We start from the raw sequence: 14713 nt of genomic DNA, 5'->3' as shown, positions 1-14713 counted from the left end.
ACGTGGTCATCACGACCGGCGGCACCGGCATCAGCCCGACCGACCGCACACCCGAGATGACCTCACGCCTGCTGGACTACGAGATCCCCGGCCTGGCCGACGCCGTCCGGTCCGCCGGCCTCCCCAAGGTCCCGACGGCCGTGCTGTCCCGCGGGACGGCCGGCGTGATGGGCCGGACGCTGGTGGTCAACCTGCCCGGCTCGTCCGGCGGTGTCCGCGACGGCCTCGGCGTGCTGGAGGGCGTGCTCACCCACGCACTGGACCAGTTGCACGGCGGCGACCACGTGGCCCCCGCCGCGGTCCCGGCCGCCGTGGTGCGGGCCGAGGTCACCGAAACGGCGCTGTCCGTGGACGAGCACGCCACGCTGGTGGCCGACCGGGCGGCGGGTGCGGTCGTGACGTTCGCGGGCGTCGTCCGCGACCACGACGGCGGCAAGGGCGTGACGTCGCTGGAGTACGAGGGCCACCCCAACGCGAAGACGGTCATCGAGGAGGTGGCCGCGGACGTCGCCGCCCGCCATCGCGGTGTCCGGGCGCTGGCCGTGAGCCATCGCATCGGCCCACTCGCGATCGGTGACGTCGCCCTGGCCTGCGCGGTCGCGGCCGAGCACCGCCGTGAGGCGTTCGCCGCCTGCGCGGACCTGGTCGACGACGTGAAGGCGCGGCTGCCGATCTGGAAGCACCAGTCGTTCACCGACGGCACCGACGAGTGGGTCAACTGCCCCTGAGCCGGGCCGTCGGCGCCCGAGGCACGTTCGTTCGCGCCTGGGCGGGTCCCTTCGGGACGCTCAACGCCCCGAACGGCGCCCCCGACAGGGCGTCCGACGCCCGAAGGACCCCGGGCATCTAACGTCCCGAAGGACCCCGGGCATCTAACGCCTCGAAGCGCCTGGGCATCCAAAGCCCCGAAGGCGCCCCGGCAGGGCGTCCGACGCCCGATGGGCCCCCAACGCCCCGAAGGGGCCCCGGGCATCGAACGCCCCGAAGGGGCCCCGGCATGCCATCGCGAGTTAGCCCGGGCTTGGCATCGCGGGGTCAGCCGGGGCAGGGCATGGCGGGTCAGCCAGCCGGTGGGGTGTACACGCCGAAGTCGTTGCCGTGTGGGTCGCGCAGGTGGGCGAAGCTCAGGCCGTTCGGCGTGGTCTTCGGTGGGATGACCACCTTGCCGCCCAGTTCCTCGGCCTGCTTGGCGGCGGCCGCGACGTCCGAGACCACCACGAAGAACGTGGCGCCGTTCGCCGACTCGCCTCGTGTGTCGGCGACGCCGCCCTGTGGCCGGTCCGAGTCGGCCGCCGTGACCAGTTGGTAGGCGTCGCCGTTGCTCGGGTCCGCCCCGAACGTCCAGTTGAACAGCTCGCCGTAGAACCGCTTCGTGCTCTCGGGGTCGTCGGTGTCGATCTGGAACCAGTCGACGGTGCCGTGTGCCATGGAGTCCTCCTTGTTCGTGTGGCACACAGCTTCGGGCCGGTTCGCGACAACCCCCTGTCGGTGTTTCCTAGGCGAGCGCGGTGACCTGGGTCACGTACTCGGGTACCGGCAGGTCCGTGTGGTCGCGGGCGGGCACGGGCTCCCCGGTGTCGCGGCCGGCGACGATCCGGTCCAGCCGGAACGCGCGCAGCTCCTCCCGCAGCCGGCACCACGCGACCAGGAACCAGGCCGTCGGCCCGGACAGGAACATCACGGGCTCGACGTCGCGCTCGGTCGACGCGCCGTGTTTGTCGACGTACCGCAGTCGCAGGACGTGCCGGGCGGCCAGTGCGTCCTCGATGATCAGGGGGATGGCCGCCGGTTCGGTCGCCGAGGCCAGGAACCCGACCCGGCCGGCCAGCTCGCGCGCGGCGGCGGCCTCGTGCGCCGGCATCGCCGCCATGATCTTCCGGAGCGCGCTGCCCGCGGCCCGCGCGAACGGCGACCCGGTCGCCGCCCGCAGTGCCAGTGACACCGCGACCGCCTCGGCCGGGGTGAAGTTGAGTGGTGGCAGCGTCCGCGCCGGGTCGATGGCGTAACCGCCGCGGCGGCCGGTGTCCGCGTAGATGGGCACGCCGACCTGCTGTAGCGCGCCGATGTCCCGCTCGATCGTGCGCACGCTGACCTCGTAGCGCTCGGCGAGCTGGCGGGCGCTGCGCCGCAGGGGTGCGGCGGCCCGCAGCTCCTCGACGATGCCGTACAGCCGGTCGGTTCGGTTCATGCGCGGACCGTAGCGGCGGGCACCGACAAAACCTGGTTTGACGAGAAAGATGGGCTCCACCGCCGGGGGATCGCGGTGGAGCCCATCTCGCAAAGTGAACCTGGACTAGCTAGTTCACTTGGTGGCGAGCTTCTGACCGGGAACGATCAGGTTGGGGTCGCCGATGTACTGCTTGTTCTTCGCGTAGACCGCCTGCCAGCCGCCCGGCACGTTCTGCGCCGTGGCGATCTTCGACAGGGAGTCGCCCGCGACGACCGTGTAGTCGCCGGCAGGGTTGGAGGCCACGAGGGCCGGTGCCACCGGGGCCGCACTGCGGACCGGGGCCTTCTTGCCGTTCTTGCCGCTGCTCGTGGTCGGTGCCGTGGTCTTGGCCTTGGTCTTGGCGGGCGCAGCCGCACCGCTGCCGCCCTTCTTGCCACAGACCGGCCACGCGCCGATGCCTTGCGTCGCCAGCACGTTGTTGGCGACCCGGATCTGCTCCTCGCGGGAAGCGTTCGCCGGGTTGCCGGTGCCGCCATTGGCCTTCCAGGTACCGGGGCTGAACTGCAGGCCACCGTAATACCCGTTGCCGGTGTTGGTGCTCCAGTTGCCGCCGCTCTCGCACGCGGCGATCGCGTCCCAGTTCGGGTCGGCCGAAGCGAACGCCGGGGCAATGGCGAGCGGCGTACCCACCGCGACGCCCGTGAGGACGACGCGAGCAATGGCACGACGAACGGCATTGGACGGCTTGCGGTGATTGCCTCGATTCGCCATCAACTTTCTCCGCCTCAGCGCCGGCATAAAGTCCTGGTCAGGACTCTTTCCCAATCCGAAGACTGACTCTCAGTCGAGGGTAACTTCCCAGGTGCCCGCCGGATCGGTGAGGCGCTGCGAGCACTCGGGTACTGCCAGTCGGCCGGGGCCAACCGAGGAGCGACGCTACGTACTCGAAATGCAATATGCCAAATTATATGACGTGTGACGGTCGTCACAGTAACACTAATAGGTGTATCGCGATGGGGTACATATCCGCAGGTCAGACACTTGTTTGGGCCTGTTATACCCTCGTGATAGTGGACAAACAATTCACTCCTGCTGAGCGGTGGATCACGTTGCGTGAACCGGTTTGTGATGCATGGTGGTAGCGCCATGAAATCGGCCGGTTACATGTCGCAAAACGTGTGTCAATACACGCCTGAAATCGATCTACCGAGAACGGGAGCGGCAGGATAGCGACCGTGTCAAATGGGTGCCATCGGCAGTCGTGACACGGTCTTTTCGCAGCGTGCCGCACGTCACCATTGCGTGCATCTTCTGCGGTTGAGCCGTCCGATAACCGCAGGTAGGCAGCGTTCCACTCGGTCGAGGCGGACGACGTCCTGCCATGCCCCTAACGTGCAAGCCGTGTCACCGACCGTGACTTCGGCGCCTAGCCTCCGGCGAAGGGGGGCAGCACGTCGACGCCGGCGCCGTCCGGCAGCACGATCGACAGGTCCCGCACGGCCACCCCGTCGAGCAGGAAACTGCAGGCGGTCAGGACGCGCGTGAGCTTGGACCCGTGCTTGCCGCCGAGCTCGGCGACCAGGTCGCGGACGGTCGCGTCGGCAGGCATCGCGACGGTCTCCTCCGAGAGGCCGACCGCGCCACGGGCGCCCGCGAAGTAGCGGATCCGCACTGTCGTGGTCACGTGTCACAGGTTAGTCGCGAAGCTGCGACCATGGACGCATGGCCGAACCGCGCACGTGGACGTACCTGATGGACATGGACGGGGTGCTGGTGCACGAGGAGCACCTCATCCCGGGGGCCGACAAGCTCATCGACGAGCTGCGGTCGAAGGACATCAAGTTCCTCGTGCTCACCAACAACTCCATCTACACCCCCCGTGACCTGCGCGCGCGGCTGCGCCGCACCGGTCTGGACGTGCCGGAGTCCGGCATCTGGACCTCCGCGCTCGCGACCGCCAAGTTCCTGGACTCGCAGCGCCCCGAGGGCTCGGCGTTCGTCATCGGCGAGGCGGGCCTCACGACCGCGCTGCACGAGATCGGCTACGTGCTGACCGACCGCGACCCGGACTACGTGGTGCTCGGCGAGACCCGCACGTACAGCTTCACGGCCATCACCACGGCCATCCGGCTGGTCGAGCAGGGCGCCCGGTTCATCGCGACCAACCCGGACGCGACCGGCCCGTCCCGCGAGGGCTCGCTGCCCGCGACCGGCTCGGTGGCCGCGCTGATCGAGAAGGCGACCGGCCACGCGCCGTACTTCGTCGGCAAGCCGAACCCCCTGATGATGCGGTCCGCGCTGAACTCGCTCGGCGCCCACTCGGAGTCGACGCTGATGATCGGCGACCGGATGGACACCGACGTGCGGTCGGGGCTGGAGGCGGGTCTGCGCACGATTCTGGTGATGACCGGCATTTCCACCGCGGCGACCGCCGAGCGCTTTCCGTACCGACCCAGTCGGGTGATCGAGTCGGTCGCCGACCTGGTCGGAGTTGCCGACGACCCATTTCCTGACTAGTACGAGTACGGGTGAATTCTGAACCTGGCATATTGTCGCCTCGTGGAGGAAGAAGGACCGCCGACCTTCGTCGTTGGTGACGTGCACGGGCACCTCGACGAGCTGCTCGCCGCACTCGCCGAGGCCGAGCTGGTCGACGACGAGGCGAACTGGTCCGGCGGCGACACCCACCTGTGGTTCCTCGGCGACTTCGTGGACCGCGGCCCCGACGGCATCGGCGTGATCGACCTGGTCATGCGGCTCTCGGAGGAGGCGGAGAAGGCCGGCGGCCAGGTCCAGGCGCTGCTGGGCAACCACGAGATCCTGCTGCTCGGCATGCACCGTTTCGGCGACACCGAGGTCCCGTCCGACTTCGGCCCGCGGAGCTTCGCCCGCAGCTGGGAGATGAACGGCGGCCAGCCGACCGACCAGGAGGCGGTCACCGACGAGCACATCGAGTGGCTGACCAGCCGCCCGGCGCTGGAGCTGGTCGGGCAGCACCTCCTGATGCACTCGGACACGCTGGAGTACCTGGTCTGGGGCTCCGACATCGAGGAGATCAACGAGAACATCCAGGACGTCCTGGACTCGGACGACCTCGTCGAGTGGTGGGAGGTCTGGCGGCGCCTGACCACCCGGCACGCCTTCCGCGGCCCCAACGGCGCCGACGTGGCGAACCAGCTCCTGACCGTGCTCGGCGGTGAGCAGGTGGTCCACGGCCACTCGGTGATCGCCGACCAGCTGGGCATCGCCCCGTACATGGTCGACAGCCCGTACGAGTACGCGTCGGGCAAGGCTCTCGGCGTGGACGGCGGCGTCTTCGTCGGTGGCCCGTGCCTGGTGGTCGAACTACCGTGGCAACAACCCTGAACCCGCGAGTCCCGCGTTCAAACACACCGAGTCCCGCGTTCAGCCACCCCGAGTCCCGTTTTCGTGCACATCAGCACGGGTCCGGGGTCGCGCTCGGAGGCCTGGCGCCGTTAGATAGACCGGGTGACGAGCGACGTGCCGCCGGCACGCACCGTGTGCCACGGGTGCCGGCAGACGACCCAGTTCCGGACGGACGCCGGTGACGTGCGGCCGATGATCATCCCCGGGTCCGGGATGGTGATCAGAGAGAAGTCTCCGGGCGTGCTCGTCGAGGAGCAGTGCCCGATCTGCGGCGACAGCGAGGACCCCGGCTGGATCGAGGGCTACATCCCACCGGTGTGATCACGCGCCCGGCGTTCGCGGCGCGGGCTCCGTTCACGCGGCGATGTGCAGTACCTCGTCCAACCCGGTGACGCTCAGCGTGCGGCGCACGTGTCCCGGCAGCGCGGCCAGCGTCAGCCACACCTCCCGTCCCGCGGCGAGCTCGTGCGCGCCCAGCAGGACGGACAACCCGTTCGAGTCCACCAGCGAGACCGCACCGAGGTCCACGCACAGCACGGTGCCCGAGCCGGCGGCGTTGATCAGCGCCACCAGCTCGGCGTGTAACGATGGCGCGGTCTGCAGGTCGACCGCGCCACACAGCTCCACCCGAGAGCCGTTCACGGTGATCGCGAGGCTCATGACGTCCATCATCGCGGACGGACACGGTCTGGTGTTGACGAACCCGACTACGGTGGACGGTGGGGCCGTGAGGAGGCAGACATGATCACGCCGAGCTACGTGTCGGGCGCGTCCGACAAGCCGCTCCTGGGTGACACGATCGGTGACAACTTCGACCGCGCAGTCGCCGCCCACGGTGATCGCGAGGCGCTGGTCGAGTTCGCCACCGGCCGCCGCTGGACCTACCGCGAGCTCGCCGACGAGGTCAACGCCGTCGCCCAGGGCCTGATCGACCTGGGCGTCACCAAGGGCGACCGGGTCGGCATCTGGGCCCCGAACTGTGCCGAGTGGACCTTCACCCAGTACGCGACGGCCAAGATCGGCGTCATCCTCGTCAACATCAACCCGGCCTACCGCGTGCACGAGCTGCGGTACGTGCTCAACCAGGCCGGCATCCGTACGCTGGTCGCCGCGCCGAGCTTCAAGACCTCCGACTACGCGGCCATGATCGACGAGGTCCGCCCCGAGTGCCCCGCGCTCCAGGACGTCGTCCTCATCGGCAGGGACGACTGGACGTCCATGGTCGCGATCGGCCGGGGCGGCTCCGCGGCGCACCTGGCCGAGTTACAGGCGGACCTGTCGGCCGACGACCCGATCAACATCCAGTACACCTCCGGGACCACGGGCTTCCCCAAGGGCGCGACCCTCTCCCACCACAACATCCTCAACAACGGCTATTTCGTCGGCGAGATGTGCTCGTACACGGAAATGGACCGCATCTGCATTCCGGTGCCTTTCTACCACTGCTTCGGCATGGTCATGGGAAACCTGGCGGCGACATCGCACGGCGCCTGCATGGTGATTCCGGCACCCGCGTTCGACCCGGCCGCGACCCTGGCCGCGGTCGCCGCGGAGGAATGCACGTCGCTGTACGGCGTGCCGACGATGTTCATCGCCGAGCTGTCCGACCCGGCCTTCGACGCCTACGACCTGTCGTCCCTGCGCACCGGGATCATGGCCGGTTCCCCGTGCCCGGTCGAGGTGATGAAGCAGGTCATCGACCGGATGGGCATGGCGGAGGTGACGATCGCCTACGGCATGACGGAGACGTCCCCGGTCTCCACCCAGACCAGGAAGGACGACTCGCTGGAGCGGCGCGTCTCGACCGTCGGCCGGGTCATGCCGCACCTGGAGGTCAAGGTCGTGGACCCGGAGACCGGCCTGACCGTTCCGCGCGGCACACCCGGCGAGTTCTGCACGCGCGGCTATTCGGTGATGCTCGGTTACTGGGAACAGGCGGACAAGACCGCCGAGGCAATCGACAGGGCCCGCTGGATGCACACCGGCGACCTCGCGGTGATGGACGACGAGGGCTACCTGAACATCACCGGCCGCATCAAGGACATGGTGATCCGCGGCGGCGAGAACGTCTACCCGCGTGAGATCGAGGAGTTCCTGTACACCCACCCGGACATCCTCGACGCGCAGGTGATCGGCGTCCCGGACGAGCGCTACGGCGAGGAGCTGATGGTGTGGGTCCGCATGAAGGACGGCGCGACCACGCTCACCGCGGAGGCCGTTCGCGAGTTCTGCCAGGGAAAGCTCGCGCACTACAAGGTCCCCCGGTACGTGCATGTGGTCGACGAGTTCCCCATGACGGTGACGGGCAAGATCCGCAAGGTGGAGATGCGTGAGCGGTCGGTGGAGCTGCTCGGTCTCCAGAAGGCCGCGGCGACCCGTCACGCATAGGACGGACCCCATGAGAACCCGGTCACCCTTCCGTGTGAACGTCTGTGGTCGCCCCGGTGTGAGCTTGATCAACGTCGCCGACGTCGAGGCCACGTCGTGGGCGTCGCCGCGCTCGTCCGTCACCCGCATGCGAATGACGCCTGGTGACATAACCGGCTACCCCTTGCACCCGAAAGTGGCCTAGGCTGGTGTGACGCGTCCTGGGTACGCCCTGGGGCGCGTTCATTTGTGTGTGGAGGTGAACGTTGTGCCGACCGGAAAGGTCAAGTGGTACGACTCGGAGAAGGGCTTCGGGTTCGTCACACAGGACGGGGGCGAGGACGTCTACGTCCGTTCTTCCGCCCTGCCGGCAGGGGTGCCGGGCCTGAAAGCCGGTCAACGCATCGAGTTCGGTGTCGCCGACGGCCGCCGGGGGCCGCAGGCCCTGTCCGTGCGGCTGCTCGACCCGCCACCGTCGGTCGCCGAGGCACGGCGCCGCCCGGCCGAGGAGCTGCACGGCCTGATCGAGGACATGATCAAGCTGCTCGAGGGGAAGGTCCAGCCGGACCTGCGCCGCGGCCGCTACCCGGACCGCAAGGCCACGAAGCGCATCGCCGACGTGGTCCGCGCCGTCGCCCGCGAGCTGGATCCGTAGTGTCGAGACAGCGTCGCCGGTTCCGACTCACGAGCATTGGACCCTGAGGAGGAACCATGCCCGTGTTGGACCTGCCCGGCGCGACGTTGCGGTACGACAGCCAGGGCGCCGGCCCGTTCCTGCTGCTGGCCGGGGTGCCGATGGACGCGGGCGGCTTCGCGCCGATCGTGCCCCTGCTCGCCGCCGACCACACCGTGGTCACCTACGACCCCCGCGGCATAGCCCGCAGCACGGCGGCGGCCGACGCGGAGGTGTCCGTCGCGAAGCTGGCGGACGACCTGCACCGCCTGCTCGCCGCGGTGACGGACGAGCCGGCCGACATCCTGGCCAGCAGCGGCGGCGCGGTGGCCGCGCTGGAGTTGGCGGTGCGGCACCCGTCGCAGGTGCGGACCCTGGTCGCGCACGAGCCGCCACTGATGCGGCTGCTGCCCGACGCGGACGAGTGCGAGCGCGCGATGGCGGGCCTGCACGAGAGCAACAGGACCGAGGGCACGGCGATCGCGATGGGCCGGTTCCTGGCGTTCATCGGCATCGTGCCGCCGGAGGCGGCGGGGCACCCGATGCCCATGCCGTCGGCGGCCCTGGCCGACGCCGACTTCTTCCTGCGCAACATGATCAGGCCGATCGCGGGGGCGACCCCGGACCTGACGGCGCTCCGCACGAGGGTCGTGGTGGCGGCGGGAGAGACGTCGAAGGGCCAGCTGGCCAACCGGACAGCGGTGGCCCTCGCCGACCGGCTGGGCACCGAGTTGACCGTGTTCCCCGGCGACCACGGCGGCTTCGCCGGCGAGCCGACCGCCTTCGCCGGCCTGCTCAGGGAAGTCCTGTCGCGGCCCTGACGGGTTCCCTAGGGCGTCACGCGACGGCGGCGGCCAATACGGCCGCCATGCCGGCCATCCCGTTGGCGTTCGGGTGCAGCGGGGCCGCGACGTTCCCCGGGACGAACGGCTCCACCCACCGCACCGACGACGACCTGCACACGTCGTGCCCGATCCCCGGCGTCCGGATGTCCACATACGTCGCATCGTGGGCGGCGGCCGCCGACGCCAGCACCTGGTTCAGCTGGTCGATCTTCGCCTGGACGTAGTTCGCGTCGCGGGGCCACACCTGGACGCGCGGGTAACAGCCGTTCTGCGGCAGGTAGGTCGTGTAGCCGACCACGTACACCCGCGCCCCCGGCGCCCGCTGGTGGATCCCGTCCAGCACCGCCTCGACCCGCGGCCCGACCGCGGCCACCCGCTCCCCGTACACATCGCCGCCGCCGGCTGTGTTCTCATCCGCGCACGACGTGCCGAACGGCGACGGCAGCAGGTTCACGCAGGACTCCGCCAGCCCGACCAGCCCGGCGTCGTTCCCGCCGATCTGCAGCGTGACCAGCGTCGTGTCCGCGGTCAGCGCGTCGAACTGTGGCGGCACGTCGCCGAAGTCGGTGCCCTGCGGCGCGGTCATGTCCCCGGTGTCCGCCCCGGAACACGTCACGTCGACGACAGGCACCCCCACCTGGGCCGCCGCCAGCTTCGGGTAGTTGCGCTGCGACCGGTAGCACCCGGGCGACGACAGGTCCACCGGCAGGATCAGCGGCCCCGACGCCGCCGAGTCGCCGAGCGCGACGTACCGCTCCGCGGCGGCGCCGGCGGATCCCACGGTCGACGCGAGCAACACACACGTGAACAGGGACAGGAACGCGGTCCTCATCGACCCACCTCCAGAAACCAACGTGAACGAGTGTCAGTTCTGGGGGCGGCGCTGTCCAGGGGCCAGTCAGGGGGTCACTTGCAGCGACCACGCCGCCCTGGTCACCGGCTCCGGTCCATTCCGACCCTGCATCAGCACGCCGCCCGCCTGCTTGACCTCGACCGTCTGGAGCTGGGCCCCCGGCTCCGCCGGCAACGCCTCGTACGTCGTCTCCTTGCCGGGCGCGAACGTCGCGACCGTCACCGGCGCCTTCTGCTCACCGGCCGCGGTCGTGTACTGGATGACCACCGACCACGGTGTGTCGGCGACCTCGCGGGGCACCGTCACGCGAACAGCCGTGCCTGGCGGGACCGGCATCTTGATCATCGCGGTGTTGTCGCGGCGGCAGTCCTCGACCTTGATGTCGCAGTACAGGAACGGTTTCGCCGTCACCTTCTTCGCCGCCACGGTGAAGTCGATCTTCGGCTGCGGCACGGCCGCCGGCGGCTCGTTCGACGAGCACCCGGCCAGCACCAGCACCACGAGGACCAGCAGCTTGCGCACGCCGAAAGGTTACGACTGGCCGGCGGGCGGGTCCGGAGGCCCCTCCTGGAACGCGGCGGGCTGCGGTCCCGTCGCCGTCCGCCACGGGCGCACCGGCCGCTCGCCGCCGAACCACGGCAGCAGCGACTGGCCCTTGCGCGTCAGCATCGTCTGCACCAGCCCGGCCGCCAGCAGCACGGACACGACCAGGAACCCGATCCAGAACGTGGGCGGCAGCAGCACACCGAGCGCACCACCGAACACCCACGCCAGCTGTAGCACCGTCTCCGACCGCCCGAACGCGGACGCGCGTGACTCCTCGGGCAGGTCGTCCTGGATCACCGCGTCGAGGCTGTTCTTGGAGATCGCGCTGGCGGTCGCGCCGACCAGACCCACGATGGCCGCGGTGGCGATGCCCTCCATGACCGTCGCGCCCAACGTCGCCACGAGGCAGCCGATGATGCAGCCGACGACGATCTGCTCCGGGTGCCCGAGGTGCATCCGCGCGCCGATGCCGTTGCCGATGAAGCTTCCCGCGCCCGCCGCGCCGGCGATCACGCCGAGCAGCAGCAGCTGCTGGAACGCGTGCCCCTGCGTCTGCTCCCGGACCGCGAACGCCGAGAACATCATCAGGAACCCCGTCAGCACGCGGATCGTGCCGTTGCCGGCGAGCGCGACGACCACGTTCCGGCCCATGGGTTGTCGCCGCGGCTTCTCCGGGTGCGCGTCGAGCGTCGCCGGGATCTCGCCCTCGGTGACCTCCACCCACGCCGGGATCCGCATGGCTTGCACGGCGCCGACGACGCAGATGAGCGAGGTGTACCAGAGCGCGCCGCCGGAGCCGAGGATCTGCAGCACCAGGGTGGCCACCGCGCCGAACACGACGCCGCCGACCAGGCCGAACGTGGTGAGCCGCGCGTTGGTCTTGGCGAGCGTGATGTCCGGGGGCACGACCCTCGGCGTGACCGCGGCCTTGAGCACCGTGAAGGACTTGGACAGCACCATCTTCGCGAGCGCGGCCGGATAGAGCAGCCAGCCGTCGAAGTTCGTGGCCATCACGATGCACGCCAGCGCCTGGCCGATCGACGTCACGCACATGGCGAGCCGCCGGCCGCGCTGGATGCGGTCCAGCATGGGCCCGATGACCGGCGCGACCAGCGCGAACGGCGCGATCGTGATCAGCAGGTAGAGCGCGACCTTGCCCTTGGACGAGTTCGCGTCCGCGGCGGAGAAGAACAGGGTGTTGGCGAGCGCGACGGCCATGGCCGCGTCGCTCGCGTAGTTGAGCATGGTCGCGTAGGTGAGCGAGGTCAGCCCGGACTTGTCGGCGCCGTCGGCGTTCACGGCCCGCCTGAACGCGGTGGCCGCCTTGTTGGTCAGCTCCCTGCTGCGGATCGCGGCGACGCGGGTGACCGTCAGCTTCTTCGGGTAGCCGGGCGCCGCGGCGGCCGGTGGGGAACCGGGCTTGGCCTGCGGCCGCTGCTGGCCGGGGTGCTGCTGGCGGGGTGGCTGCTGGGATGGCGGCTGCTGGGTGGGCTGCTGTTCGCCGGGCGCGTAGCCGTCGGAGCCGTAGGTCTCGGGCGGGCTGCCGTCGTAGTCGTAGTCCATGGGCCGCGTCGGCGGCGTGGGTGGGAGCTGGCGGCGCGGGGGCGGCACCTGGCGCCAGTCGCGGCGTGGCGGCGGGTCGCGCCAGTCCCGCGGGGGCGCGGCCTCGCGGCGGACCGGGCGGGTCTTGCGCAGGTCCTCCTGCGGGTAGTGGCTCGCCGCGGGGATCGCGTTGGTCAGCGGTTCTTCGCGTTCCCGGGGTTGGGCGGGCTGTTCGTGGGCACGCGTCTGCGGCGGCTGTTGCCGAGGCTGCCAGGTTGGCGCCTGCTGCTTGGTCCAGCTGCGACGCTTCTTGCTCACGCCTTCCATCCTGCCCTAGGTAGTGAGCCAGCACTGCAAGGACGGCTCACTCAGTCAGGGGACCCGCTACGGCGCTGACGTGACGAACCTCACCCGGAACATCGTCGGCCAGAGCTTTCCAGTAACGAGGAACTCGTCGGTACCCGGAACGTGCGCGATGCCGTTGAGCACGTCGGCGCCCGCGCGGTCGGCCGCCGGCAGCAGGCCGGAGAGGTCGACGGTGGCGGTGACGTGCCCGTTCGCGGGGTCGATCCGGACGATCTGGTCGGTCTGCCAGATGTTGGCCCAGACCTGGACGCGGCCGTCCTGGCCGGTCACGCACTCCAGCTCGTTGATCCGGTTCACGGGCTGGTCGCCGGCCCGGACGTCCACCCCGCCCTCGACGGCGAAGGTGCCGGTGTTCCGGAAGGTGAGGTGGTCGCTGCCGTCGCTCATGATCAGCCGGTGCTGGTCGTGGCAGATGCCCCAGCCCTCGCCGTCGTAGTCGACCCGCTTCTTCTCGGCGAGGGTCCTACGGTCGCGGAGGATGGCGACGCCGTCCTGCCAGGTGATCTGCCAGATGCTGTCGCCGACGACCGTGATGCCCTCGCCGAAGAGGTGGGGCGGCAGGTCGACCTGCCTGTTGACGTGGCCGGTCGCCGGGTCGACCGCGCGGACACTGGAACGGCCCTCGAGCCCGGTGCCCTCGTACAGGACCCCGTCGGCCAGCTCGAACCCCTGTGTGAACGCCTTGGGGTCATGGGGGAGCTTCTGGAGGACGTCCACGCGGAGGACGGCGGCGGAGGTCGCGGTGGCCGGGGTGGCGTCGGTGGCTCCGGTGCCGCCGGTGGTGCAACCGGCCGCCAGGAGGAGAACGAACGCGATGAGTGCCCGCACGAAGGCCAGCGTTGCACGACCAGTCGCGTGGCCGTCAGCCCGGTGGGGCACAATCAATCCCGATGAACGTGCAGCAGTCTGACCTGAGCGACCCCGCCCTGGTGACGGAGGTCGACCTCGCGCGTGCCGCCGCGCAGGAAGAGGCGGGCGGCGAGCGCGTAGGTGACTACGTCGATCACCACATCGAGGACGAGGCGGCGGTCACCCACCTCTTCGAGGCCGACAAGTCCGGCTACGGCGGATGGCGCTGGGCGGTGACGATCACGTCGGCCGGCCCGGACACCGACATCACGGTGAGCGAGGTGGTCCTCCTCCCTGGTCCGGACGCGTTGGTGGCGCCGGACTGGGTGCCGTGGCAGGAGCGGGTGATGGCCGGCGACCTGGGCGTCGGCGACCTGCTGCCGACATCCCCGGACGACCCGAGACTGGTGGCGGCCTACGTCGGGTCGGACGACCCGGCGGTGGAAGAGACCGCGATGGAGCTGGGCCTCGGACGGCTGCGAGTGATGTCGCGCCCCGCCCGGCTGGAGGCGGCGGACCGCTGGCATCAGAGTGAGTTCGGACCACGTTCCGACATGGCGCGAAGCGCCCCGGCACACTGCGGGACATGCGGGTTCTACCTGCCGCTGGCGGGCTCGCTGCGGGCCGCGTTCGGCACATGCGGCAATGAGCTGTCGCCCGCGGACGCCCACGTGGTCCACGTCGAGTACGGCTGCGGCGCCCACTCAGAGGCGGACGTGGAACAGGTCTCCCCGGTCCTGGTGGCGGACCTGATCTACGACGACGCCCAACTGGACGTGGAACCCCTGGCGGTGGCGGCCAGGCCCGCCGAACCGACGGGTGAGACCGAGACGCCGGTCCCTGAACCACGACCGGCGGCCGAGGAAGCCGCGGCGACTACTGAGCCGGAAGCCGTCACAGGCGAGCCGGAAGCCGTCGTCGAGCCGGAAGCCGTCGTCGAGTCGGAGGCTCCTGTCGAGTCGGAGACCGCTTTCGAGCCGGGAGCCGCTGTCGAGCCGGAAGCGGTCGTCGAGTCGGCCGATGCGCCCGCTGAGGCGATCGTGCCGGAGCCGGCGGCGACTGAGTCCGCGGCTGATATCGGGTCTGCCGATGCCGTCACCGCGCCGGAGTCGGTG

General features: G+C 70.1%; 17 protein-coding genes. 8 read left to right on the top strand and 9 right to left on the bottom strand.

The features are described 5' to 3' along the window. Nucleotides 1-728, top strand: a 728-nt coding sequence (locus VET29_RS21855; RefSeq protein WP_324923394.1) for a molybdenum cofactor biosynthesis protein MoaE, incomplete at its 5' end; no start/stop codon positions are given. A 331-nt stretch (nucleotides 729-1059) separates the two neighbouring features. Here VET29_RS21855 and VET29_RS21850 read toward each other — a convergent pair. From VET29_RS21850 to VET29_RS21835, 4 genes are all read right to left on the bottom strand, one after another. Next, entirely contained in the window at nucleotides 1060-1428 is a 369-nt protein-coding gene (locus VET29_RS21850; protein ID WP_324923392.1) for a VOC family protein, read from the bottom strand. Between the two features lie 67 nt (nucleotides 1429-1495). Next, complete coding sequence (locus tag VET29_RS21845; RefSeq protein WP_324923390.1) at nucleotides 1496-2188, bottom strand: YafY family protein; 693 nt, start codon at nucleotides 2186-2188, stop codon at nucleotides 1496-1498. Nucleotides 2189-2302: 114 nt separating this feature from the next. Next, the gene (locus tag VET29_RS21840; RefSeq protein ID WP_324923388.1) at nucleotides 2303-2941 is read right to left on the bottom strand and encodes a transglycosylase family protein; all 639 of its coding nucleotides are present in this window, start codon (nucleotides 2939-2941) and stop codon (nucleotides 2303-2305) included. Between the two features lie 655 nt (nucleotides 2942-3596). Next, nucleotides 3597-3854, bottom strand: a complete 258-nt coding sequence (locus tag VET29_RS21835; RefSeq protein WP_324923386.1) for a MoaD/ThiS family protein — start codon at nucleotides 3852-3854, stop codon at nucleotides 3597-3599. A gap of 38 nt (nucleotides 3855-3892) precedes the next feature. Here VET29_RS21835 and VET29_RS21830 point away from each other — a divergent pair, with 38 nt between their 5' ends. The 3 genes from VET29_RS21830 to VET29_RS21820 all read left to right on the top strand — a co-directional run bounded on the left by VET29_RS21830 (nucleotide 3893) and on the right by VET29_RS21820 (nucleotide 5878). After that, nucleotides 3893-4687 carry an HAD-IIA family hydrolase gene (locus tag VET29_RS21830; RefSeq protein ID WP_324923384.1) on the top strand — a complete coding sequence of 265 codons (795 nt, stop codon included), beginning with the start codon at nucleotides 3893-3895 and terminating at the stop codon, nucleotides 4685-4687. Between the two features lie 42 nt (nucleotides 4688-4729). Then, complete coding sequence (locus VET29_RS21825) at nucleotides 4730-5536, top strand: metallophosphoesterase family protein (protein WP_324923382.1); 807 nt, start codon at nucleotides 4730-4732, stop codon at nucleotides 5534-5536. Nucleotides 5537-5659: 123 nt separating this feature from the next. Then, nucleotides 5660-5878 (top strand): hypothetical protein, encoded by a 219-nt coding sequence (locus tag VET29_RS21820; protein WP_324923380.1) that lies wholly within the window; start codon nucleotides 5660-5662, stop codon nucleotides 5876-5878. A gap of 33 nt (nucleotides 5879-5911) precedes the next feature. Here VET29_RS21820 and VET29_RS21815 read toward each other — a convergent pair whose 3' ends face one another. Then, nucleotides 5912-6217 carry an STAS domain-containing protein gene (locus VET29_RS21815; RefSeq protein ID WP_324923378.1) on the bottom strand — a complete coding sequence of 102 codons (306 nt, stop codon included), beginning with the start codon at nucleotides 6215-6217 and terminating at the stop codon, nucleotides 5912-5914. Between the two features lie 81 nt (nucleotides 6218-6298). Between VET29_RS21815 and VET29_RS21810 the strand changes: the two genes are divergently transcribed. The 3 genes from VET29_RS21810 to VET29_RS21800 all read left to right on the top strand — a co-directional run bounded on the left by VET29_RS21810 (nucleotide 6299) and on the right by VET29_RS21800 (nucleotide 9418). After that, a complete protein-coding gene (locus VET29_RS21810; protein ID WP_324923377.1) occupies nucleotides 6299-7945 on the top strand; it encodes an AMP-binding protein in 1647 nt (548 codons plus the stop codon). A 247-nt stretch (nucleotides 7946-8192) separates the two neighbouring features. Next, on the top strand, nucleotides 8193-8579 hold the full coding sequence (locus VET29_RS21805; protein ID WP_324923375.1) for a cold-shock protein: 387 nt from the start codon (nucleotides 8193-8195) through the stop codon (nucleotides 8577-8579). A gap of 56 nt (nucleotides 8580-8635) precedes the next feature. Continuing rightward, nucleotides 8636-9418 (top strand): alpha/beta fold hydrolase, encoded by a 783-nt coding sequence (locus tag VET29_RS21800; protein WP_324923373.1) that lies wholly within the window; start codon nucleotides 8636-8638, stop codon nucleotides 9416-9418. Between the two features lie 16 nt (nucleotides 9419-9434). Here the strand turns inward: VET29_RS21800 and VET29_RS21795 are convergent, their stop codons facing one another. From VET29_RS21795 to VET29_RS21780, 4 genes are all read right to left on the bottom strand, one after another. Continuing rightward, nucleotides 9435-10274, bottom strand: coding sequence for an SGNH/GDSL hydrolase family protein (locus VET29_RS21795; RefSeq protein WP_324923371.1), 840 nt, complete (start codon nucleotides 10272-10274; stop codon nucleotides 9435-9437). Nucleotides 10275-10340: 66 nt separating this feature from the next. Further along, nucleotides 10341-10817, bottom strand: coding sequence for a DUF2771 family protein (locus VET29_RS21790; protein WP_324923369.1), 477 nt, complete (start codon nucleotides 10815-10817; stop codon nucleotides 10341-10343). A 9-nt stretch (nucleotides 10818-10826) separates the two neighbouring features. After that, the gene (locus VET29_RS21785) at nucleotides 10827-12710 is read right to left on the bottom strand and encodes an MFS transporter (RefSeq protein WP_324923367.1); all 1884 of its coding nucleotides are present in this window, start codon (nucleotides 12708-12710) and stop codon (nucleotides 10827-10829) included. A gap of 57 nt (nucleotides 12711-12767) precedes the next feature. Further along, nucleotides 12768-13577, bottom strand: a complete 810-nt coding sequence (locus VET29_RS21780) for a glutaminyl-peptide cyclotransferase (RefSeq protein WP_324923365.1) — start codon at nucleotides 13575-13577, stop codon at nucleotides 12768-12770. Nucleotides 13578-13639: 62 nt separating this feature from the next. Here VET29_RS21780 and VET29_RS21775 point away from each other — a divergent pair. After that, the coding region (locus VET29_RS21775) for a DUF3027 domain-containing protein (protein WP_324923363.1) at nucleotides 13640-14713 on the top strand (1074 nt) is incomplete at its 3' end.

Source organism: Actinophytocola sp., from assembly GCF_035634895.1.
GTDB lineage: Bacteria > Actinomycetota > Actinomycetes > Mycobacteriales > Pseudonocardiaceae > Actinophytocola.
The sequence above is the reverse complement of the archived record's forward strand: the minus strand, read 5'-3'. Positions and strand labels throughout refer to the sequence as shown.